The following is a 21,080-nucleotide window of genomic DNA, read 5'->3' on the forward strand; positions in this document are numbered from 1 at the left end:
GGCGTCTCCCCCCGCCCCGGTGACGGCCCGGACGGTGTGCGGGGCACGACTCCGGCGCGAGACGGGGTGATCGGATCATGAGCTGGGTGCTGGTGGCGTTGCTCGTGGTTCCGTTGGCCGGAGCCCTGATGCTGCTCGTGCCGTACGGGAAGGGGCGACTGCTCAGGGCGCACGCCCTGACCGTCTCCGGGGTCACGTTCGCGCTCTCGCTGGTGGCCGCCGTCGCGTACGGCTCCGACGGTGCGGTCGGCATGCGCCTGGTGACCGATCTGGCCTGGGTGCCCTGGCTGAACCTGAGATTCCACCTCGGTGTCGACGGCGTCTCCCTGCCGCTGGTCGTGCTGACCACGCTGCTGACGTTCCTGTGCTTCGTCTACATGTGCCGGGAGGGCGGCAACGGGCCGGACCGGCTGCCGCGAGGCGAGTTGGGGCCAGGACGGCCCAGGGCCCTGGTGTTCACGCTCCTGCTCCTCGAAGTCGGCGTGGTCGGCACCTTCCTCGCGCTCGACCTGCTGCTGTTCTTCGTGTTCTTCGAGGTCGTCCTGATCCCGATGTACTTCGTGATCGCCATCTGGGGCGGTCACGCCCGTCGGGCGGCGGCGAACAAGTTCATCCTCTACACGCTGCTCGGTTCGGTCGTCCTCCTGATCGGCCTGCTGTTCGTCTGGGCGCGGACCGGCACGCTGGACATGGTCGCCCTCGCCTCGGCGCACGGGGCGGGCATGCCCCGCTCCGCGCAGACCCTCGCCTTCGTCGCCATCGGCGTCGGACTCGCCGTCAAGACCCCGATGTGGCCGCTGCACACCTGGCTGCCCGCCGCCCACACCGAGGCGCCGACCGTCGGCTCGGTGCTCCTGGCGGGTGTGCTGCTGAAGATGGGCACCTACGGCTTCGCCCGTATCGCCATCCCGATCCTGCCCGAGGGGGCCGCGGCCGTCGCCCCCTGGCTCGGCGCGTTCGCCGTGATCGGCATCGTCTACGGCTGCCTGGCCTGTCTGGCCCAGCGCGATCTCAAACGGATGATCGCCTACTCCTCGATAGGCCACATGGGCTTCGTGCTCCTGGGCTTCGCCACGCTCACCCCGGTCGGGCTCAACGCCGCTCTCTTCGGCAACATCGCCCACGGCCTGATCACCGCACTGCTCTTCTTCGTCGTCGGAGGGATCAAGGAGCGCTACGGCACCGCCGACATCCCGGCGCTCGGCGGTGGCATGCTGGCGCGCCTGCCGCACCTGGCGTCCCTGCTCACCTTCGCCTGCGTCGCCTCCCTCGGCCTGCCCGGCCTGGCGGGCTTCTGGGGGGAGATGCTCGCGCTTCTCGGTGCCTTCGACCCGGCGCCGGGGCTGTCCCGGCCGCTCTTCCTGACCTTCATGGTCCTCGGAGGGATCGGCACCGTCCTGACCGCGGCCTACTTCCTGGTCATGCTGTCCCGGGTCACCCACGGCCGTCCGACCGAGACCGTCCACGCCCCGCTGCTCGCCGCGGTGGGACCGGCAGAGACTCGGGAAGCCGTGGCGGCTGCGGAGCGGGTGACGGAGAAGGTCACGGCGGACGCCGAACAGGTGGTCGAGGAGACCATGGCAGGCGGCGAAGACAGCGGCCCGGTGGACACGGCGGTCGTGGACGACACCGGAGGCGCCATGGCCAGGCGGGATACCGAAGGCGCCAGAGGTTCAGACAGCTCCGGGGGCGGCGGGCGTGCCAGGGGCGGGCGTGTGCGGGACGTGACCCCCCACGAGTTGGCCGCCTGGGTGCCGTTGGTCGTGCTGATCCTGCTGTTCGGTCTGTGGCCGAAGGCACTGCTGTCCCTCACCGATCCGGTGGTCCACGGCCTGCTGGGGGCGCCATGATCCAGTCGGTGGTCCAGTCGATCGACTACTTCGCGGTGGCGCCACCGCTGGTCCTGGCGCTGGCCGCCGGGCTGGTGCTGCTCCTGGATGCCTTCCTGCCGCGCAGGCCGTACGTCAGGCCGGCGCTCGGCGCGGTCACGCTGGCCGGGGTGCTCGTGGCCCTCGGCTTCGTGATCGCGCAGGCGTCGCGCTCAGGGGAGGCCATCCGGACCTTCTGCGTGCCCGAGAGCCTGACCGCCCCCACCAGGGGCATCCCGGCCGTGTCACCGGCCGCCCCACCGGGCGTCGAGCAGGTGACCCAGACCCTCACCGGAACGGCCGCGGTCGCCCCTGGGCCAGGGGCGGTGAGCGCGCCGTCGTGCTCGTTCGTGGTCGACGACTTCACCCTGATCTTCGCGGGACTCGTCCTGGTCGCCGGGGTCGTCGTGGTGCTGCTGTCCATGACCCTGCTCGCCTCCGGCGAGATCCCCGTCGGCGAGTGGCACTTCCTGCTGCTGTGCACGCTCACCGGTGCCGTCGCCCTGCCCGCCTCCCGAGACCTGATCATGCTGGTCGTCGCGCTTGAGCTGGTCTCGCTGCCGGTCTTCGCGCTCACCGGGCTCAGACGCCACGACGGCCGGGCCTCCGAGGCGGCGGTCAAGCTCTTCCTGGTCTCCGTGGTCTCGACGGCGGTGACGCTCTTCGGCATCTCCCTGCTGTACGGCGTGACGGGAACCGTCCACCTCGACCGGCTGGCCCAGGTCCTGCGCGAACGTGCTGCCGTTCCCGCCGCCCCCGGTCCAGGCCAGGCGGCCGGTACGGCGTTGCCCCAGGCGGCCGGGGCCGCCGATGTCACCGAGGGATACGTCTCCTCGCTCCACATCGTCTACGACTCGCCGCCCCCGGACCTGTCGTCCGTGGTGACCGTGGCCATCGTCCTGGTGCTGGCCGGGTTCGCCTTCAAGGTGGCCGCGGTGCCGTTCCACGCCTGGGCGGGCGACGTCTACCAGGGAGCCCCGGTGCCGGTCGCCGCGCTGCTCTCGGTGATCTCCAAGGCGGCCGGGTTCGCCGGGCTGATCCTCATCCTCGTGACGGCCCTGGGGAGCGAGTCGGGCACCTGGGTCCCACTGGTGGCGATCATCGCGGCGCTGACCATGACGGTCGGCAACCTCCTGGCCCTGCGACAACGCCATGCCGTACGGCTGCTCGCCTGGTCCTCGGTGGCGCAGTCGGGATACATCCTGGCCCCGCTCGGTGTCCGCGACGAAGAGGCGACGAGCGCGTCGATCGCCTACCTGGTGTTCTACGCGGCGATGAACCTCGGGGCGTTCGCGGTGGTCATGCTGGTCTCGCGGCGTGCCGCGCGCAACGAGCTGGACGACTATCGGGGACTCGCCTTCCGCAACCCGGCCGCGGGGCTGGCGTTGGTGTTCTTCCTGCTCTGCCTGGCGGGCCTGCCGCCGGGGCTGGTGGGCCTGTTCGCCAAGATCGTGGTGTTCCGGGAGCTGGTCGTCGGCGGCGTTGGATGGCTGGCCGTGGTGATGGCGGTCAACACGGTCATCGGCCTCTACTACTACGTGGCCTGGGCGGTGCGGATCCTCACCCCGGCCCCGGGCCGGGCGGCCGGAAAGGCCGCTCCAGGGCCGGACCGCAGAGAAGTTCGAGAAGACGACGCGGCCCGGGCCGTACCGGCGGTCTCGTCAGAGCGGGGGATCACGGGCCATGCCGTTCCCGGAGCCTCTTCGGGGCACGAGGACGTGGGACGCGCTGCCCCCGAGACGTCCTCTGGCCGTGAGGGCGTCCCTGATCAGGGAAGCCCCGCTCCCGGCCAGGTTCCAGGCACACCTGACATCACGGCCCCAGCGGCCCCAGCAGCTCCGACGGCCCCGGCTGCTCCGGCGGCTTTGGTGGAAGACGCGGACGGGGGCGGGAGCCGTACCGGATGGAGAGCGGGGTGGATGCCGGTCGCGGTCGCGATCGGGGTGACCGCGTTCGTGGCCCTGTTGTTCTCGGTCGCGCCGCAGGTGGTGCTCGACTTCCTCCCCGGTGTCGTCGGCATCGGGAGGTGAGCGTTTCCGGGAACGTTCGGCCAGGCCGGGGACGTTGGAGAGGGTGAATCGACATCAACCGACAAGGGGGGTGTAGTGCACCACAACGGTCTGCGTACCGCCGTCCTCCTTGGCGCACTGTCCGCGACGATCATCGCCGTCGGGGCGTGGCTGGGCGGTGGCGCCGGCCTGCAGATCGCGGTTCTGGCCGCCCTGCTGACCAACGGTGTCGCCTATTTCTTCTCCGACAGGATCGCGCTGTCCGCCATGCGGGCCCGCCCGGTGAGCGAGGTCGAGCAGCCCACTCTGTACCGGATCGTGCGTGAGCTGTCCACCGAGGCCCGGCAGCCGATGCCCAGGCTGTACGTCTCGCCGACCATGCAGCCCAACGCCTTCGCCACCGGCCGCAACCCCCGGAACGCCGCGGTCTGCGTGACCTACGGCATCACCCAGTTGCTCGACGAGTCCGAGCTTCGCGGGGTCATCGGGCACGAGCTGTCTCACGTCTACAACCGCGACATCCTGATCTCCTCCGTGGCCGGGGCGCTCGCCACGATGATCACCTACCTCGGATACGTCGGGCTGCTCTTCGGTGGGGGAGACGACGACGAGGGCCCCGGCTTCCTTGGCGCGCTGCTCATGATCGTGCTCGGTCCGGTCGCCGCGGGGATGGTCCAGATGGCCGTTTCCCGCTCCCGGGAGTACCAGGCGGACGAGTCGGGGGCCCGGCTGACCGGCGACCCACTGGCCCTGGCCTCGGCGCTGCGGAAGATCGAGATGGGCGCCCGGCAGCTTCCCCTTCCGGAGAACGCCCGCCTCGCCTCGGCCTCCCACCTCATGATCGCCAACCCCTTCCGGGGCGCGGGCATCGGCAGGCTGTTCTCCACCCACCCGCCGACCGCCGAGCGCGTCGCCCGCCTGGAGCGGATGGCGGGCTACCGCCGCTGAGAGATCGGCGGCAGCCCGCTGGTCACCGTACGTTCCGTAGCAGGCTGACCAGCGGGGCGGCGGCCAGGGTCAGCAGGCCGCAGGCGGAGAAGAGCACGAAGTAGTTCGGTCCCTCGGCGAAGGGGTCGGATCCCAGGCCGAGCAGGACCGGCGCCAGTGCGGGGGCCACCGCGCTGGGCAGGTGCTTGGCCATCGCGAAGGCCCCGAGATAACGGCCCGCGTCCCGTTCGTCGGGAAGCACCTGGGTGACCAGGCCGAGATCGACGGCGTAGTAGACGCCGGTGGCGGCGCCGCTGATGACCGCTACGGCGATCACCACGCCGACGCTGGCGGTCGTGGCCTTCAGCAGCAGCGTCACGCCCAGGATCGCCGTCGCCCACAGGACGAACGGACGGCCCCTGCCGATCCTGGCCGACCAGCGGCCACCGAGATAGGCGAAAAGTCCGGACAACAGGGTGCTGGCGATGGTGGTCAGCCCGACCAGCGCGACGGCTTCCGCGGTCGGCATGCCGATACGGCTCTGCAGGTAGTAGAGCGAGTAGGACGAGATCAGCGCGAAACCGATGCTGACGAGCAGCCGCTGCACCCACAGCAGCCGGTAGTCACGGGCGTGCCGGGGCAGCACGAGCAGCGCCGAGGCGAGGCTTCTGACGTTCACCGGCCGCCGCTCGGCCGGGTCGAGACGACGGTCGGGCAGCAACGCGCAGAGCACACCCGCCGCCGTCACGGCGAGCCCGCCGCAGATCGTGAACTGCAGCAGCAACTCTCCCTTGAACACCTGGGACAGCACCATCGCCGGGACGACCCCGAGCATGTTGCACATCGAGAACACCCCAGCCACCCGGACGCGGCGTTCGGCGGGAAACTGGTCGACGACCGTCGCGGTCAGCCCGGCGACCATGGCCTGATAGCCGGTGACCGCGACCATCCAGCCAACCGCCACGAGCGCGATCGACCCGGCGAGCGCCAGGAGGAGCAATCCGGCCAGGCCGAGCAGGGAACCGCCCAGGATCCACGGCCTGCGCATGCCGTACCGGCTGGTGGTGCGATCGGACAGATGGCCGCTGAGCGGGTTGGAGATCACGGTGGCCACGCCACCGAGCGCGGCGACGAACCCGAGCATGGCCTCCTTGTTGGCGGGCGCGATCTCCTGGACCTTGAGGCCGAGACCGAGGATCAGCGGCAGCGCTCCGGCCGCCGCGTAGAAGAGTTCGGCCATGCCGATGGCCGCGACCAGCCCGCGCCTCGGCACACGCCGAGAGGTGCCGGTTCCATGGGGCGTGCCGGTTTCGTGGGGAAAGGTGAGGGACACGGTTGTCTCCGGATCAGCCGACGAGGGCGGCACGCAGCCGCTGGACGTGGCCCACGGTCAGACCGTGGGCGGTGAGCAGCCGTTCGGCACCCCCACGGGCGTCGAGGGCAGCGAGAAAGGTACGGATGGCGGCTTCGGGAGCATCGAGCAACCCGGAGATGGCCCCGACCATCGCGGGAACGGCCTCCGCCGTCGAAGGAGCGGTTGTCATGAGGACGGCTTCAGCAGGAACGGCACCCAAGGGGACGGCTCCCGTAGGAACGGCTTCCGCCGAGGGGACGGCTTCCGCTGGCGAAGAGGCGGTCAGGCCGAGCATCGTGATGATCTGGGGGAGGTGTGTGGCGGTCGCGGCGTAGTCGCGGACGATCACTTCATGTTCCACCCCGACCAGGTCGAGAACCAGGGCCACGACCAGGCCGGTACGGTCCTTGCCCGCCGCGCAGTGCACCAGCGCCGGCAGCCCGTCGGCGATCTCCGCCACGACGGAGGCGAACCAGGCGGTCCGGTGGTCGAGCATCAGCACGTAGAGGTCACCGAGGTCGATCCCCGGCGGCAGCGCGGACAGGTCGGCGGGGGAGCCCGAGGTGCCGAGGCGGGTGACCCTGACGCCGTGGTCGGTCAGGAGGGTCCAGTCGTCTCCGGCGCGTTCGGCCTCGCTCCGCAGGTCCGCGACGAGCCGTAGCCCTTCGAGTGACCCGCCGAGCAGGTCAGCGAGCCGGTCGGTGTCGGCGGCGGTCAGCCGGTGGGGCTGCGCCGAGCGCAGCAGCATTCCGGTGCGAAGGGGAGTTCCCTCTGCGACGTCACGGAGGTTCAAGAGCGGCATGAGTCATATATATGACTGTCTGACCTGCGTGAACGCGACGGAAAGATGGACCTGGGATGAACGGCCGGGCAATCCCCGGATCATCGGCGGGGCCGAGGTCGCGGGAGCCGTACAGTTGTCCAGATGTCCAGAGAAGCCCGCTACCGCGCGATCGCCCGCGAGCTCGGACGGCGCATCGAGTCCGGTGAGCTGCCCCCCGGTGAGCGCCTGCCGACCGAGGACGCGCTCGCCGAACGGTTCGGTGTGCACCGCCTCACCGCGCGGCAGGCCATGGTCGAGTTGCGCAGAGCGGGACTTGTCGAGACACGGCATGGTCTGGGGAGCTTCGTCAGGCGTGTCCAGCGTCGGATTGAGGTGTCCATCGACCCGGTGACCCGCAGGCACCGGCGGGTCGATCTTGAGGGGCTGGCGACCGTCTTCGCCGGGGGAGAGGAGATCCTCGGCCGGGCGCTCGTCGAGCATCCGGCGGGGGCGCGGCACCTGAGGGTGGCGGGCGAGGAGGTCTACGAGATCACCACCCTGCTCAGGTCGGAGGGGTCGCCGTGCGTGCTGAGCCGCTACCGGCTCCCCCCTGAATACGCTGACCTGGTCTGCGACCCCGATCTCGGCGTGCTCGGCTCGCTGGAGGCGGGCGGGATCTCCTACCGCTACACCTGGCACGCGATCTCTGCCGACCTCGCCGATCTCGCCGACCAGTCCGCCCTCGCGCTCGACGCGGGCGCCGCCGTACTGGTGCGTGAGGGGCTTGTCATGCACGGTGACGAGCCCCTGTGCCACGTCGAACGGCGCTGCAGGGCGGACCTGATCTCCTTCGTCACCCGCTATGACCGGCCAGGTGACTGAGCAGCACCTCGGTGTCCAGCTCGTAGACCGGGGGAGCCGACGACATCGGGACGACCGTGGTGATCACGCCGTCCCCGGTGAGGTCCACCCGGCTGAACGCCTGTGACGGTATGCCCCTGGTCCTGCCCGCGGGCGCCATGGTGTCGGCGGCGTAGGCACCACCGGGACCAACCCAGACGGGGATGCCCGCCAGCGTGCCCGCGGTCGCGCTGTGGGTGTGCCCGGCGAGGATGATCCGCACGTCGGAACCGGCCAGCGTCCGCGCCAGCCTCTCCGGCTCGCGCAGCCCGATCCCGTCCATCAGCGGCAGCACGCTGGGGATGGGCGGATGGTGCAGCACCAGCACGCTCCCGTCAGGCGCGGGCTCGGCCAGCACCGAGGCCAGCCACTCCAACTGGTCATCGGACAGCTCACCGTGGTGCTCGCCCGGCACGGTGCTGTCCAACGTCACGATCCGCAGCCCACCGACCCAACTCACCACGTCGTACGGCTCACCGCCTTTTCGATCACCAACGAGTGCGGACCGGAACGCGCCCCGTTCATCGTGGTTGCCCATCGCGACCACGACGGCCGCGCCGAGGTCACCGGCTGCCTTCTCCAGCGCCCGCGCGACCAGCCGGTAGGAGGGTTCGTCCCCCTGGTCCGCGATGTCGCCGGACAGGACGATCGCGTCAACGGTCTGCCCCGCCGCGACCACGGTGTCCAGCGCGTTCCCGAACTCGGCGGTCGAGTCGACGCAGCCGTGGAGCAGGCCGTCGGCGACGGCGTGGACGTCGGTGAGATGGATGAGGGTGTAACGGTTCGCCATGACCACAACCGTCGTCCACGCCACTGAACGTGACCGGTCATCTATATGAATTGCGGCCGTACGGCTCGCGGCGCGCCGGTCAGGAACGCTGGGTGACCGGGTCCGTCTCCTCGGCGGCCAGGCCCGCGATGCCGTCGATGCTCTCCCGGTTGTTCTTCGCCCGGTAGGTACGGCGCTGTTGGACGTCCTTGCGCTCGGCCCACTCGTCGAGCAGCGTCCGGTCCTTGTCGAACGACATGAACGGCACCGAGAAGCCACAGGAGTCGGCGATCCGCTCGCACTCGACGACGATGATGGACCGGACACCGGGATGCGGCCCGAACCTCGCGAGCAACTCGGGAAACTCGTCCTCACCGGGGGTGACGACCCGGCCCGTGCCGTACAGCCGCAGGATGTTGGGGGGACCGGAGAACGCGCAGAACATGATCGTGATGCGCCCGTTCTGGCGGAGATGGGCGATGGTCTCCACGCCGCTGCCGTCCAGGTCGAGATAGGCCACGCTCATGTCGTCGATCACGCGGAAGGTGTCGGCGTATCCCTTGGGGGAGACGTTGACGTGACCACCCTGCTCAGGGGCGGTGGCGACGAAGAAGACCGGCTGCGCCTCGATGAACTTGCGCAACCGGTCGTTGATCCTTTCATGGACTTTCCCCATAAAAAGAAGATATGTCCTCGTCGTTCGTCAGGCTCGTTCGCGGGGGTGCCGGAATCGTTCGCACTGGTCAGCCGGGGCACTCGTGGGGGCATTCGTGCTGGTCATCGGGATGTTCGCATGTGCCGAGCGTTCGTGCAGGTCAGTCGGGGGCACTCATGGGGCGCCGAAGGTATCCGTGTGGATCAGCCGGGATGCTCGTACGCGTTGGGGCGTTGGCGTCAGTCAGGCGGGGACACTCGTGGGGCGCCGGGTTATCCACGTGGATCGGCTGGGGATGCTCGTCGGGACCGTTCGTGTCGGTCGGGGCCACTCGTGGGATCGGCTGGCGCCGCGACCGTTTCTGGTCAGTCGGGCCTTTCGCGTCGGTCGGACAGGGACATTCGCGGAGACACCGGGAACACCCCATGAATCGCCTGGGGTGGGTCACTCCCCGGGTAGCCACCAGCTCCACGGGGCGTTCCTGATCGGGAAGGAGTCCACCACGCGGACGGCGCCGGTCCTCGCGTTCACCGTGCGCTTCGCCGCCGAGGTGACCTGACCTCCGTGTCCCTCGGTGAAGCCGGTCCAGAGCGTGAGCGTGCCCGCCGAGTCCCAGGAGAGCCGCTGCGCGCCGTCGTTGACCGATATGCCGAGCGGCACCGCCGCCGAGACCCTGTCCGACGCCAGGCTGTAGGTGTGCAACCGGGCCTTCTTCGTCAGCGCCCCGGTGACGACGAACGCCGTCGTGGTCCCGTCGTTCGCCAGTGCGACCGGCGAGTTGTTGGCCACGATCTGCGGCACGACCCGGCTCGCGGTCACCCGGCCGCCACCGTCGAAGACCGCGAACTCGGTGGTGCTGTCGTCGGTGTAACGGCTGACGAGCAGGTGCCGTCCGTCCGGGCTGAATCCCAGCATGTTGATCTTCGATGGAAGCGTGGCGATCTTGCCGCTCCGGAGATCGACGAGCAGGGACGGCAGGTGCTCGGAGTCGTCGAGATAGTCGACCACGACGGCCGAGCCGTCCTCGGAGAGCACGGTGTCCAGACTGGCCTGGTCGAGCCCCCTGGGGAGCGTCGCCGCCCGCCCCGGCAGCGGGGTGACCTTCCCACTGGCGACGTCACGGACGACGAGGATGTCCCCCTTGAGGTAGTTCACGACCCGGCCGTCCCCGCTGACCGCGAAGGTCGTGCCCGCCTCCCTGTCCACGGTGCCGTTGGGCCTTCGGGGGTTGACCCGCGCGTCGTCGAGCTTGACGGTCCTACCGCTACGCAACGTCAGCGTCCACTTCCCACAGGGAACCGTACGGTCTCCCTTGGCGCAGCTCTTGATCCACGCGTATCTCACCGGATCGGCCGTCCTGGCCTCCGCCGGTGAAACGGTCACGGTGGTGGCCACCAGGGTGGCGAGTGCGAGTACGGCCAAGCCGCGGAGCGAGGACATCACATCTTCCTTTCGTCACCCGGGTAGATGCCTCGCCCGGACGAAAGGTTCAGCCACACCACCGGTTGCGGTACTCCAACGGGGTGAGTCCGATCCTGCGGCGCATCAGCGCGCGAAGGTTGGCGGCGGTGCCCAGCCCGCTGCGCCGCGCGACCACCTCGAACCGCGCCTCACCACGCTCGATCAACCGGCACGCCAGCGCGAGCCGCTCTCCGGTGAGCCAGGCCAGTGGTGTAGTACCCAACTGTGCCCGGAACCGGCGATGTAGTGTCGCCTGGCTGACCGAGGCCCGTGCCGCGAGGTCCGACACCGCGAGCGTGCTATCCAACCGTTCCTGCGCCCAGGCCAGAACGGGAGCGAGGGATTCGTCCGGCACATCGGGCACCGGCCGTTCCACGAACTGCCGCTGCCCGCCGTCGCGATGCGCGGCGAAGACGAGCCGCCTGCTCACGGAGTTGGCGACCTCCGCGCCATGGTCGAGGCGGACGATGTACAGACCGAGATCGAGCGCCGCGGCGCTCCCCGCGGCCGTCAGAATGTCGCCGTCATCCACGAACAACACATCTGTCTCCAGCCGTACGGCCGGGAACCGGGCCCGGAAGGAGTCCGCCCACTGCCAGTGCGCCGTGGCCCGCCGCCCGTCGAGCACCCCGGCCTCGGCCAGGGTGAAGGCACCGCTGCAGAACCCCACCAACCGGGCACCCCGCGCGTGCGCCCGCCGAATAGCCGCGAGTACGGCGGGCCGCCGGGGCACCTCGACGTCAGGACGGTTGGGAACGATCAACGTGTCCGCCGTCTCGGCCGCGTCGAGACCCGCGACGCCCGTGAGCGTGAAGAATCCGTCCCGCATCGCCGTACGAGGCGCGGGAGAACACAGCCGGAAGTCGTAGAGATCACGCCCGAGCTCGGGCCTGCGCAGCCCGAAGACCTCGGTCGCACACCCCAGCTCGAAGGGATTGGAGTTCTCGTCCACGATCACAACCACCCGGTGAAGCGCGTGAGGTCCATGCACGGTGTGCGTCGCGTGCGTTGCTTGCTCCATTTGTGATGATTCCTGCGCCGCGTACATCGTGTGTGTTGCTTGCTTTGTCTGCGAGGATCCTTGCGCCGTGTCCATCGCGCGCACCGCTAGTCCAGCCTGTGAGGATCCGTACGCCGTGCGCCTCGCCTGCCTCGTGCGCGTCGCTTGCTCCTGTGAGGAATCTTGCGCTGCGCGCATCATGTGCGTGGTCTGCCTCGCCTGCGAGGATCCTTGCGTCATGTGCTATTCCTAGCACTCGCGCCAGCCGTACCGGTGGACCAGGATTTCCCTGTGAGCAACGAACCCATCGCCCTGGACGAGGCCCTGACCTCGTTCGACGCCCTGTGGAGCCCCCGCGTCGTCACGCGCGTCAACGACTACGACGTTCGGATCGCCAAGGTCGAAGGCGAGCACATCTGGCACGTCCACAACGGGACCGACGAGTTCTTCCTGGTGCTCGACGGCGAACTGCACATCGGCCTGCGCGAACCCACAGGAGAGCGCACGGTACGGCTCCCGCGCGGCGCGGTGTTCACCGTTCCCCGTGGCACGGAGCACCGGCCGTCGGCCCCCACCGGAGCCGCGATTCTCATGTTCGAACCGACCGGAACCTCGTCGGTCGGCGACCACCCCAGCGAGATCCCCGCCCACATCGACGCCACGACGGGCCACCCCCTCGGCACCTGACCGTGAGACCGTGATGCCGCACAGAACCGTCAAACTTCGGGGGTCGGCATCGCACGGCGGGGGATCCACTTCGGGCCTCGCGCTGCCATAGACGCACGCCAGCTGTGTTGTGGGAGACCGTCCGCACGGGGAACCGGGGTTCGACGGCACGAAGGCAGTTTTTCGGGTATGCCGGGCTTCTCTTCAAAAGGAGATGCGCGGCGGTTGCCACTATCTCCCCGGGCCGGGGCCGTACACCGGGCCAGTTGGGCACGTCCCGGTTCGCCAGACCGGAGACCTGCCAGGGCGAGACTCCGTCAGGCCGGGGCTTTACCAGATTGGAGACTTCGCCGGGTCAGGGCACAGGCCTTCGGCCGTGTGCCCCTGGCATACCCGTTGGCACTACCGATAGTTCGTGAACTGCAGCGCGATCTCCAGGTCCTTGCCCTTGAGGAGGGCGATGACCTCCTGGAGCTCGTCCCGCTTCTTGGAACTCACCCGCAGCTCGTCACCCTGGATCTGGGCCTTGACCCCCTTGGGGCCCTCATCCCGGATGATCTTCGAGATCTTCTTGGCGTGCTCCTGGTCGATGCCCTCCTTGAGGGTGACCACGAGCCGGTACTCCTTGCCGGACAGCTTCGGCTCACCGGCGTCCAGAATCTTGAGGGAGAGCCCCCGCTTGATCAACTTGTCCTTGAACACATCAAGGACGGCGTTGGCCCGCTCCTCGCTGTTCGCCTTGATCTCGACGGCTTTCTGCCCGCCCGACCAGGCGATGGTCGCGCCGGTACCCTTGAAGTCAAACCGGTGCCCGACCTCCTTGACCGTCTGGTTCAGCGCGTTGTCGGCCTCCTGGTGGTCGATCTTGCTGACGATGTCAAAACTGCTGTCGGCCATGCGTCGACTATCCTCTCTAACTCTCCTGCCGACCCTAGCGCCTCACCTGTCGGCCCATGATGAACGTGACCACCAACACCAAGTCGACGGTGTCGAAAACCCCCGATGCACTGCCGGACCCGGCTCCCCGCACGGACGGTTCATCCCCCTCGCTCCCAGCCGGTACCCCCACGGCACAGACGGCAAAAGTCCTAGTACGACGGGCTTTCGGTGGGCAGTCTCCGCCGATGTCACGTCACACCCGGAAGTCCGCTATTCTTCTTCCTGTCGCCGCCGCAGGCGGAGGACATGGCAGGTTGCCCGAGTGGTCAAAGGGAGCGGTCTGTAAAACCGTCGGCTCAGCCTACGCAGGTTCAAGTCCTGCACCTGCCACCAAAAGCAAAAAGAGCCCCTGACCAGCAGAGATGCCGGTCAGGGGCTCTTTTGTTCATGTCCGGCCATGTCCGGCCGTCACTGACTGTCTACGGCTGGCCGTTCCCAATGCGTTCCCAAGCAATCAGGGCTGGGTCGCGGTCCAGATTCGACGCATCGCCTCGTTCTGCTGGCCGTGGATGCATTTGGCGTAGACCTTCAGCAGGACATCCACGCTGTGCCCGGCCCACTCGGCGACCTGGGGCGCCGGAACGGCAGCATTGAGCCAGGTGGACACGGCAGCGTGCCGTAGGGCGTAGGGCACATCCATGAGCGGGGAGGCAGCTTCCTCTGGGGTGAAGGCGGCGGCCCTCGCTTCGTGGAAGACCTTGAGATAGGACCGGTCGGTCATCTCACCGCCCCGGGGACCGATGAACACCCGCCCTTCAGGGCCGGTGCCGAACGTCTCCAGGTGCCAGCGCAGCAGCGCCACCAGCTCGGGATGGATCGGGACCGTGCGGGTGTCCCCCTTGGCACGGTGCTTGAGTTCGCGGCGCTCACGGGGTCGGCCGTTGTCGGTCCAGCGGCTCCCGGGGCGGGGGGAAGCTCCGGTCAACCGCATCTCTCCCCATGTGCCCGGTTCGGCGGGCAGCCTGGTCAGGTGGGCGCGGTGCAGGTCGATGACCTCTTCGGGGCGCAGGGCGGCGAAGTACATGCAGCCGAAGAACGCCTTCATCCGCTCCCCGCGCTGGCTGTGCTTGTGGACAGCGGACAGGAACCGGCGGGCCTGCTCGACGCTGATGACCACACGGGGATCCACGGTGGTCAGCAGCCGCGGCTTGGTCCACTTCACGGCCTTGAGCGGGTTGCCGATCAAGGGGGTGATCTCCTGGGCGTAGCCCATGGCGTTGTTGAGCGTCATTCGCTTGCGGTTGGCGGTGTTGGCGGCGGCGATCTTGCCGTTCTTCTTCCGGCTGATCCGGTCGAGTACGGCGCGGGCCAGCCGCGCAGCCTCCTTGGGATCTTCGAACGCGCGCATCGGGACCGTGTGCTGATCGAGCCACGTCACCATCTCGACCAGCCCGGCCGGGGGCGGTGCATCTGGGTCACGGGCGCGGTCGCTGTAGGCCCATCGCAACGCGGCCCGGATCTCCTCTCGTGACGGAGCGGCCTTGTCCACGTCGATCAGGAGTACCTCGGTGGCGTCGGTAAGCGCTTCGGCGATGCCACGGCGGTGGTTGGCGCTGACGTAGGACCACTTCGAGTCCACGTAACTCACGGCGAAGGCATACCAGCTTGGCGACGGTGGCGTGTCCTCCTCTTCGGCCTTCCGTTGCCAGGAGATCGGCAAGCCCGTTTCCAGGCTGAATGCTTCACCCCGCTTGCTCGCGGTCATCAGCTCGGACCGGAAGGCGTCTGCCAGAGGGTGGGTGCTGAACGTTCGCTTCTGCACCTCGCCAGCGACCTTCCATGACAGGCGGTGGGAGGTGATCACTCCCGCAGTGTTCTTGCGCGGCTCGATCCCGTGAATCCGCACGTCATACGTGATGTTCTCCATCAGGCGGCGTCCTCCAGCTTGGTCAGCCACGCCTCGTAAACGGTCCGCCTGACGCGCAGCTCTCCGTTGGGCAGCTTCTTGCACTTGGGGGCTCGACCTTTGGCCTTCCATTCGTAGAAGGTCGATCGGGCGATGCCCAGGTCTGCGCAGATGTCAGCGACGGTGAGCATTCCGCGTGGCGCCTTGGCCTCAGCCATACGCGACTCCTCAGCGATCGTGCGGGCGGGGACAGTAGAGATCGGGATGCACGGCAAATGCCGGTGACGGGCGACGCCCAGGGCCGGTACGAGGCGGTTCGGGCTCGCGCTGGATCCAGCCGAGTTGCTCCAGCAGGTCGAGGGCAGGTTCCAGGTCACCGACCTTGCGGAAGCGACTCCGTGGAAGCGCGCTGAACGCCTCACGAACGGTGAAGCGCTCGGGCCGGGTGCGGGAGAGCCATTCGTGGACGGTGCGGGCGGCGTCTTGGTCGGGGTCGGCGCCCATGGCATCGAAGGCGGCCAGGGCGTGAGTGGTGAAGTACTCACCGAGTTCCATGGCGGCGGCCATGGTGGGGCCGTCGATGGGTCGGCGCCATCCGTCGTCGATGTGGGTAGCCAGGTGCAGGAGTCCGGCCAGGCGGGCGACGGCGCCGTCGAATTTGGCGGCCCAGTCGGCGATGTGGCCCAGGTCGCCGGTTTCGGGGCGTAGGCGGGGTTCGGTGTGGCGGCGCTGCTCGGCGAACAGTTCTGCGGCCTCGGGCGACAGGATGAGGCGGGCAGGGTCGGTCCAGCCATGCATGGTCAGGACGAGGCGTTCCAGGTTCGCGGTGTAGGTGGCGGTGACTAGGTCGGGGATGGGATCGGGGTCGATCGCGCGATAGCCGACATTGCTCGCGGGCAGGCTGTAGAGGATGCGGCCCAGCAGTCCCTTGCCACGGAAACCCGGGGACTTGGCGATCTCGGTGATGATCTCCGGCTGGACGGCCAACCCCAGCGTCAAGGCGGGGTTGTCCACGCGTTCGCGGCGGTCACGCCGGTCCACGATGAGCAGGTCCCCGGCGTGGCCTTTGAGGAACAAATCCAGGTTGGGGGTTCCGGAGTAGCGGCCCGCGAGGGTCGCGAAGATGCCACCCTCAGCCGACAGGACGGCCAGGCGACCGCCCTGCTCGGCGAGCAGGGTAGTCGCGGTCTCTGGAGTGGCGTCGTCGGACACCAGGCGCGGTTCTACCGGGATGGTGATGGTGTCTACGGCCAGGGCGGCGCTTTGGGCTTCGGCCAGCAGGGAGGGGTCTCCCCTCCCGGTGGTGGCTTTGTGGGTGGCCTTCTCGGCGGCTTCCTGGGCGACCTTCTGGGCGATTTTGGCTTCGGTGATCTGCGGTTTGATCTGCTCTTGCAGGATCTTCTCCGCGCTCAGCAGCGGGGAGACGATGGCCCGGAACACCGGGGACTTGCGGGAGCCGGGCGGCATGGCCACGACGGTGTAGATGTTGACCGGTTCGCTCCAGGTGCCGCGCACGCACACGATGGCGCGGCCCCCCGCGGCGGTGGAGATGGCGGACAGCGCGATGCAACCGGCCAGGTCGTGCGGAGTCTGGGTCTCCTCGGCCAGCGCGGCTACGAAGTCGGCCAGCCAGCCGGGGAAGGCGTGGGAGGGGAAGGCCGGGAGCGCGGGCCGCGCACCGATCGGAAGCGGGGCTTCCCAGGTGCGCGGCGCGGCGGCCTGCTCATGAGGCCAGGGCACGTCGGCCGTGGCGCTCATCGCGTTTCCGCTCCCGGGACCCGGCCAGGCTTGGTTACGAGCGGTGATACGAGCACAGATCCTCCTGCGGCTGGACGCGGGGGCCGGTCAGTAGTTACGCGCTTCGCCGGGCTTGGGCGGCGAGCCGAAGACGTTGACGATCGGTGGGGCGGGGGCGAGCGAAGTCGGCGCGGTTGCCGTCCCAGCGGCGCTGGTTCAGCTCCGCGTAGGGGTGGGTGCGGGCCAGCTCGCGCACGTGCTTGGCCAGGTGAGCCCAGCGGTCGGCCATCTCGTGGTGGGCGTGGCCGTAGCCGGTCTCCCAGCCGGAACGGTGGCCGTCGCGGTAGCCCCGCTCGTAGGCGGCCCGTTCGCGGCGATGCTGTCCGTCGAGGTCGGCCACAAGCGCTGCCATGGTGCGGTAGAGACCGGTCGGGGCGGTCATGACGGCGCCTTCTCGGTGTGCAGGTCACTGCCGTACTCCGCGACCACCGGAACGGGCGTTTCGTCGGCCTGGTGGTCGTGGGCGTGCTCTCGGGCTGCGGACCGGGCGGCACGCATGCTCTCGTAGTTGCTGCCGGTCCATGGACAGTTGCCGCACCGCCAGGCGTAGCCGCTCCGGTGGGGGTTGGCCCAGATGTCGATTCCGAAGCCGACCACGACCAGCCCGGCGGGGATGGCGACGGTGGCGGCCAGGCGCTTGAGGAGGTCGGTCACGGCCGATGGGTTGGCGTGGACGGCCCGGCGGAAGTGTTCGCGGGCGGTGGTCAGGTCTCGGTCGTCGAGGGCGTCGAGGATGGCCTCGACCGCCTCGCTGTACGTGGCGGCGGATGGCTCAGAAGAGAGCATCAGTGACCTCCTGGGGTGCGGGGCGGCGGAGCCCTCGGAAGGGGCGGACGACGCGGGAGCCGTCCGGGCGGCGGATCAGGACGTTGCGGGGGCCGGTGCCGCGGGTGGGCAGGCCCCGCCCGGACGGGGCGGGGTGCACGGTCACCGGGGTCGTCCCGGCCGGGCGGCTGCTCTGCCACCGGGCCAGGATGACAACGGGCTCCCCGCGTTCGTGGTAGGTGCGGCCGATCACGACGCGGCCTGGTGCACCGCGCGCAAGACGACGGTCTTGCCGCTGGTTGAGGCGGACAGCTGGACCACGGCGGAGGCGGCCGGGGACGCGCAAGCGGACGCAGCTGGGGCAAGTGGCGTTGTTGGGGTGAGGAGTCCCTGCTGGATCCAGGTGTCCATCAGGTCGGTCTGTCCGGCCAGGGGGGCCGGGCAGGAAGAGCACAGCCGTCCGGCGATGCTGCCGGGCTTGGGCTGGTTGCCGCCGGGTGGGGCCAGGCCCCACTTGCAGGCCGCGATCCCGGCCTGCTCGACCTGCTTTTCCAGGCTGCGGATGGTGTAGGCGGTCTGGGGTAGAAGAAGGCGATCTCGTCCAGCTCGCCGGGTTTGGCGTAGGCGCCGCACAGGCATTCGCCGGACATGTGCAGGTGCTCAGCGACCGGGTTGCGCGGGATGAGGTGCCGGTCGCGGTATTCGCGCATCTGGGCGTTGGTCCAGTGCGCCAACGGCGAGCACCAGATGATCCCGCCGTCGGGGTCGATCTCCGCAGCGGTGCGGAAGCGGCGGTCGGATTCGTCCCAGCGCATCCCGGCCAGGTAGAGCACTTTTTGGGAGCGGCCGTGGGTGCCGATGATGGCGGCGCGGTTGCGCTGCAGGGGCTCGTTCTTCAGCCGCCGGTACATCACGCTGTGCCCGGCCGGGCCAGGAAAGCCTTTCCACACCGCCCGGATTCCGGCGTTGGGTCCGGTGCGGGCGATGACCTGGCCGAGTACGAGGTCTTCGTAGGAGTCGCGCGGGTGCAGCTCGCGTAGTGGCAGGTTCCAGGCGGCGGCGGTGTCGCGCACGTGCTGGCGGGTGTCGTCGATGCCGATGCCGGTGTTGACGTGCACCACCGCGTCATGGTGTGAGGAATCGAGGTAGGGGCGGACCAGGTGCAGCAACACCATGGAGTCGTTGCCGCCGGACACCAGCGCTTGGCGGGCCACGATCGGGTACCGGTCGAGAGCTTGAGCGATGATGTCGTGGCTACGGGCGATGGCCTGGTCCAGGGTGCGCAGCGGCGGCCGGGCAGAGGCCTTGGCCGGGCGGCCCGCGACCGCGTCCGGCATGCCGGGCAACATTGGCATCACCATTTTTTGATGACGGCCCATGAGGGCTCCTCAGTCCTGGGGTGGTCGAGGAAGGAGCCCTGACACCGGGGAGAGGCCCGGTGCCAGGGCAGCGGGGTTACTGGTCGTCTGGCTTCCGCTGGGCCTGCTTCTTGATCATGCGGACCTCGTCCACCGGGTCGATCGAGGTGTGGTCCGCTTTGGCCAGCGGAGTGAGCGGGAGCGTGTCGCCGTAGCGGCGGGCCAGTCCGGCGACCCAGGTGTCGATCTCCTCCTGAGTGGCCTGCTCGATCCAGGAGGGGATCTTCACCTCGCGAAGCTGCGGGTGCTGCTCCAGGATCGGCCCGGCGGACTCGGCCGCGACGCGGCCCAGCTGGTGGGACCACAGCGTCTCCCCCGCCATGAAGCACAGCATCGTGCCCATGTCCCCCACGGTGCGCACCAGCCTGCACCCGGTGGTGACGGACAAGATCTCCGCCAAGGTGAAAGCGCGAACCTGCGGGGCGGAGTCGGACTCGGACATGGTTCCTCCTTGAGATGGAATGGATGTGCGGGACAGGAGCCGGTCAGGGCAGCCGGACCTCCAGGTAGACGCGGACCTGACGGCCGGTGCCCCGCGTCGGGTACGGCGCGGACACGTCGATCACGTCGAAGGTCTGCTCGATGCGTTCCACGGCCTGGGCGACCTCGTCGGGCAGGCCAAGAAGGCGGATTTTCATGCGGTGTCCTTTCAGAACTCGAACTCGAACTCGGCGACGGTGGAGGGGGCAGGCAGGGCGTAGGGGTCGATGGCGGCGGCCAACCGAACCCGAGCGGTCGTGATGCCGATGCGCAGGTGGTCCCGGAGAGTGAGGTAGGCGGCCTGCCATCGGGGGGTGCGGGTCTCGGTGGGGCGGGTGAGCAGCCAGCCGCACCGGCCGCACGTGCGGTAGAGGCCGTAGCGGAAGACAGCGCCCGTCTTGGCGGGCATGGTGACGGGTAGGTGGCCGGTGGCGGCGCACGTGTGCTGTTCGGTGCAGGTCGGGCAGCGCCACTGCTGTGCCGCGACCTCGGGCGGCAGGAGAGGCGAGGCCGAAACGGTGTCGAGGGGGGCCGGTTCGGCGTCGAGGGCGCGTGTCCAGCCGGAGTAGGCCAGGGCGTACAGCATCCAGTCCGGGTCGATGTAGTAGGGCATGCCGTGCAGGCCGGACCCGTCGAGACCGCATTCGTAGCAGGTGACGGAGATGAAGTTGGCGAGGTGGAAGCTGCGAGGCTGGTCGGCGGGCGGGTTCGGGACGGGGGCGGTGGTCATGGCAGGGGCTCTCCCGGTCGTGAGGAGGCGGAGGAGGGTGCCCCGCCTTTTGGCGGGGCGGGATGACGGCGGTTGCGTTGTTTTGGTGGTGGGCTGTCAGATGAGCCGGGGCGGGCGCTCGGTGGATTGCCCGGCCGCGCGCCGGGCGGCCACGATGAGTTCGGTGTCGGCGGCGAACCACGGCACCGCGCCCCATTCGGGATCGTTCACCGGCTGTCCGTTCTCATCGCGGGTCGGGTGGCCTGCCTGGTTCTGGAGACCGAACGCGCCGAACCCCTCCAGCCAGCAGACGACTCGCCCCATGTGGTGGTCGGCAGCGGCTTCTGTAAGGGTGCGCCGGATGGCCGTGAGAACGGCCGTGAGGGCAGCGTCGGCCTCGGCAGTACTCATGCCGGTGTCGACAGTGATCGCGTCGATGATCGCGGTGTTGGACTTGATCTCGTCGGTCTTGGTCGCGCTGTTCATGTCTTCCCTTTCGCGGGTTTGGGGTGGTGTGACAGGCCGGGGGTGTCACGGCCGGGGGTTGGGGGAGGGAGTTACAGGTCAGCGGGGGTGTGACACCGTGACAGGAGCCCCGTGACACGGGCGTGACAGGGGTGTGACAGCGCCCGTGACAGGTGGCGTGACACCCGTGACAAGATCATTTCGGGGTGGGTGCTCTCCCCCACGCGCAGCCGCACACGAGGCGCCTCCGGAGGGTGGGGCGGCCCCGGCCGGTGGTCGCACCGGCGCC

At 69.2% G+C, this 21,080-nt stretch carries 23 protein-coding genes and 1 tRNA gene; 6 read left to right on the forward strand and 18 right to left on the reverse strand.

Annotated features, from left to right (window positions below):
- The first annotated feature begins 77 nt into the window (after window positions 1–77).
- From FHS44_RS01855 to htpX, 3 genes are all read left to right on the forward strand, one after another.
- Window positions 78–1,850, forward strand: coding sequence for a complex I subunit 4 family protein (locus FHS44_RS01855; protein ID WP_184712098.1), 1,773 nt, complete (start codon window positions 78–80; stop codon window positions 1,848–1,850).
- Complete coding sequence (locus tag FHS44_RS01860) at window positions 1,847–3,898, forward strand: NADH-quinone oxidoreductase subunit N (RefSeq protein ID WP_184712099.1); 2,052 nt, start codon at window positions 1,847–1,849, stop codon at window positions 3,896–3,898. Before FHS44_RS01855 ends, FHS44_RS01860 begins: the two co-directional genes overlap by 4 nt.
- 75 nt (window positions 3,899–3,973) lie before the next feature.
- The gene (gene htpX, locus FHS44_RS01865; RefSeq protein ID WP_184712100.1) at window positions 3,974–4,825 is read left to right on the forward strand and encodes a zinc metalloprotease HtpX; all 852 of its coding nucleotides are present in this window, start codon (window positions 3,974–3,976) and stop codon (window positions 4,823–4,825) included.
- A 22-nt stretch (window positions 4,826–4,847) separates the two neighbouring features.
- Here htpX and FHS44_RS01870 read toward each other — a convergent pair whose 3' ends face one another.
- A complete protein-coding gene (locus FHS44_RS01870) occupies window positions 4,848–6,077 on the reverse strand; it encodes an MFS transporter (RefSeq protein ID WP_184712101.1) in 1,230 nt (409 codons plus the stop codon).
- Between the two features lie 73 nt (window positions 6,078–6,150).
- Window positions 6,151–6,960 (reverse strand): tyrosine-protein phosphatase, encoded by an 810-nt coding sequence (locus tag FHS44_RS01875; protein ID WP_184712102.1) that lies wholly within the window; start codon window positions 6,958–6,960, stop codon window positions 6,151–6,153.
- A gap of 123 nt (window positions 6,961–7,083) precedes the next feature.
- On the opposite strand from FHS44_RS01875, the gene FHS44_RS01880 reads away from it, so the two are divergent.
- A complete protein-coding gene (locus FHS44_RS01880) occupies window positions 7,084–7,803 on the forward strand; it encodes a GntR family transcriptional regulator (protein WP_184712103.1) in 720 nt (239 codons plus the stop codon).
- On the opposite strand, the gene FHS44_RS01885 is transcribed toward FHS44_RS01880, so the two are convergent.
- The 4 genes from FHS44_RS01885 to FHS44_RS01900 form a co-directional block, all read right to left on the reverse strand.
- Window positions 7,775–8,611, reverse strand: coding sequence for a metallophosphoesterase (locus FHS44_RS01885; RefSeq protein ID WP_184712104.1), 837 nt, complete (start codon window positions 8,609–8,611; stop codon window positions 7,775–7,777). The two genes, FHS44_RS01880 and FHS44_RS01885, sit on opposite strands and share 29 nt — an antisense overlap.
- Window positions 8,612–8,690: 79 nt before the next feature.
- A complete protein-coding gene (locus FHS44_RS01890; protein ID WP_184712105.1) occupies window positions 8,691–9,266 on the reverse strand; it encodes a pyridoxamine 5'-phosphate oxidase family protein in 576 nt (191 codons plus the stop codon).
- Window positions 9,267–9,689: 423 nt separating this feature from the next.
- Window positions 9,690–10,685: a hypothetical protein gene (locus FHS44_RS01895; RefSeq protein WP_184712106.1), complete on the reverse strand. Its 996-nt coding sequence runs from the start codon at window positions 10,683–10,685 to the stop codon at window positions 9,690–9,692.
- 49 nt (window positions 10,686–10,734) lie between these two features.
- A complete protein-coding gene (locus FHS44_RS01900) occupies window positions 10,735–11,727 on the reverse strand; it encodes a GlxA family transcriptional regulator (protein WP_184712107.1) in 993 nt (330 codons plus the stop codon).
- Between the two features lie 270 nt (window positions 11,728–11,997).
- Between FHS44_RS01900 and FHS44_RS01905 the strand changes: the two genes are divergently transcribed.
- Window positions 11,998–12,393, forward strand: coding sequence for a cupin domain-containing protein (locus tag FHS44_RS01905; RefSeq protein WP_184712108.1), 396 nt, complete (start codon window positions 11,998–12,000; stop codon window positions 12,391–12,393).
- Window positions 12,394–12,774: 381 nt separating this feature from the next.
- Here FHS44_RS01905 and FHS44_RS01910 read toward each other — a convergent pair whose 3' ends face one another.
- Complete coding sequence (locus FHS44_RS01910; RefSeq protein ID WP_184712109.1) at window positions 12,775–13,269, reverse strand: YajQ family cyclic di-GMP-binding protein; 495 nt, start codon at window positions 13,267–13,269, stop codon at window positions 12,775–12,777.
- 290 nt (window positions 13,270–13,559) lie between these two features.
- Here FHS44_RS01910 and FHS44_RS01915 point away from each other — a divergent pair.
- A tRNA-Tyr gene (locus FHS44_RS01915) sits at window positions 13,560–13,644 on the forward strand.
- Between the two features lie 121 nt (window positions 13,645–13,765).
- Here the strand turns inward: FHS44_RS01915 and FHS44_RS01920 are convergent.
- The 11 genes from FHS44_RS01920 to FHS44_RS01970 all read right to left on the reverse strand — a co-directional run bounded on the left by FHS44_RS01920 (window position 13,766) and on the right by FHS44_RS01970 (window position 20,812).
- Window positions 13,766–14,899 (reverse strand): tyrosine-type recombinase/integrase, encoded by a 1,134-nt coding sequence (locus FHS44_RS01920; protein WP_312863503.1) that lies wholly within the window; start codon window positions 14,897–14,899, stop codon window positions 13,766–13,768.
- Window positions 14,900–15,177: 278 nt separating this feature from the next.
- Complete coding sequence (locus FHS44_RS01925; protein WP_184712111.1) at window positions 15,178–15,375, reverse strand: helix-turn-helix transcriptional regulator; 198 nt, start codon at window positions 15,373–15,375, stop codon at window positions 15,178–15,180.
- 10 nt (window positions 15,376–15,385) lie between these two features.
- Window positions 15,386–16,915, reverse strand: coding sequence for a YfjI family protein (locus tag FHS44_RS01930; RefSeq protein WP_184712112.1), 1,530 nt, complete (start codon window positions 16,913–16,915; stop codon window positions 15,386–15,388).
- Between the two features lie 94 nt (window positions 16,916–17,009).
- Window positions 17,010–17,336 carry a hypothetical protein gene (locus FHS44_RS01935; RefSeq protein WP_184712113.1) on the reverse strand — a complete coding sequence of 109 codons (327 nt, stop codon included), beginning with the start codon at window positions 17,334–17,336 and terminating at the stop codon, window positions 17,010–17,012.
- Entirely contained in the window at window positions 17,333–17,740 is a 408-nt protein-coding gene (locus FHS44_RS01940; protein WP_184712114.1) for a hypothetical protein, read from the reverse strand. The genes FHS44_RS01935 and FHS44_RS01940 overlap by 4 nt, the downstream gene beginning before the upstream one ends.
- Window positions 17,727–17,972, reverse strand: a complete 246-nt coding sequence (locus FHS44_RS01945; protein ID WP_184712115.1) for a hypothetical protein — start codon at window positions 17,970–17,972, stop codon at window positions 17,727–17,729. The genes FHS44_RS01940 and FHS44_RS01945 overlap by 14 nt, the downstream gene beginning before the upstream one ends.
- A 157-nt stretch (window positions 17,973–18,129) precedes the next feature.
- Complete coding sequence (locus FHS44_RS01950; protein WP_184712116.1) at window positions 18,130–19,074, reverse strand: phosphoadenosine phosphosulfate reductase family protein; 945 nt, start codon at window positions 19,072–19,074, stop codon at window positions 18,130–18,132.
- Between the two features lie 100 nt (window positions 19,075–19,174).
- Window positions 19,175–19,579 (reverse strand): DUF7736 domain-containing protein, encoded by a 405-nt coding sequence (locus FHS44_RS01955; protein WP_184712117.1) that lies wholly within the window; start codon window positions 19,577–19,579, stop codon window positions 19,175–19,177.
- A gap of 43 nt (window positions 19,580–19,622) precedes the next feature.
- Window positions 19,623–19,775, reverse strand: coding sequence for a DUF3970 family protein (locus FHS44_RS01960; RefSeq protein WP_184712118.1), 153 nt, complete (start codon window positions 19,773–19,775; stop codon window positions 19,623–19,625).
- An 11-nt stretch (window positions 19,776–19,786) separates the two neighbouring features.
- On the reverse strand, window positions 19,787–20,347 hold the full coding sequence (locus tag FHS44_RS01965) for a hypothetical protein (RefSeq protein WP_184712119.1): 561 nt from the start codon (window positions 20,345–20,347) through the stop codon (window positions 19,787–19,789).
- Between the two features lie 96 nt (window positions 20,348–20,443).
- Entirely contained in the window at window positions 20,444–20,812 is a 369-nt protein-coding gene (locus FHS44_RS01970; protein WP_184712120.1) for an HU family DNA-binding protein, read from the reverse strand.
- Window positions 20,813–21,080: the final 268 nt, after the last annotated feature.

Source organism: Streptosporangium saharense, from assembly GCF_014203715.1.
GTDB classification, from domain to species: Bacteria; Actinomycetota; Actinomycetes; order Streptosporangiales; family Streptosporangiaceae; genus Streptosporangium; species Streptosporangium saharense.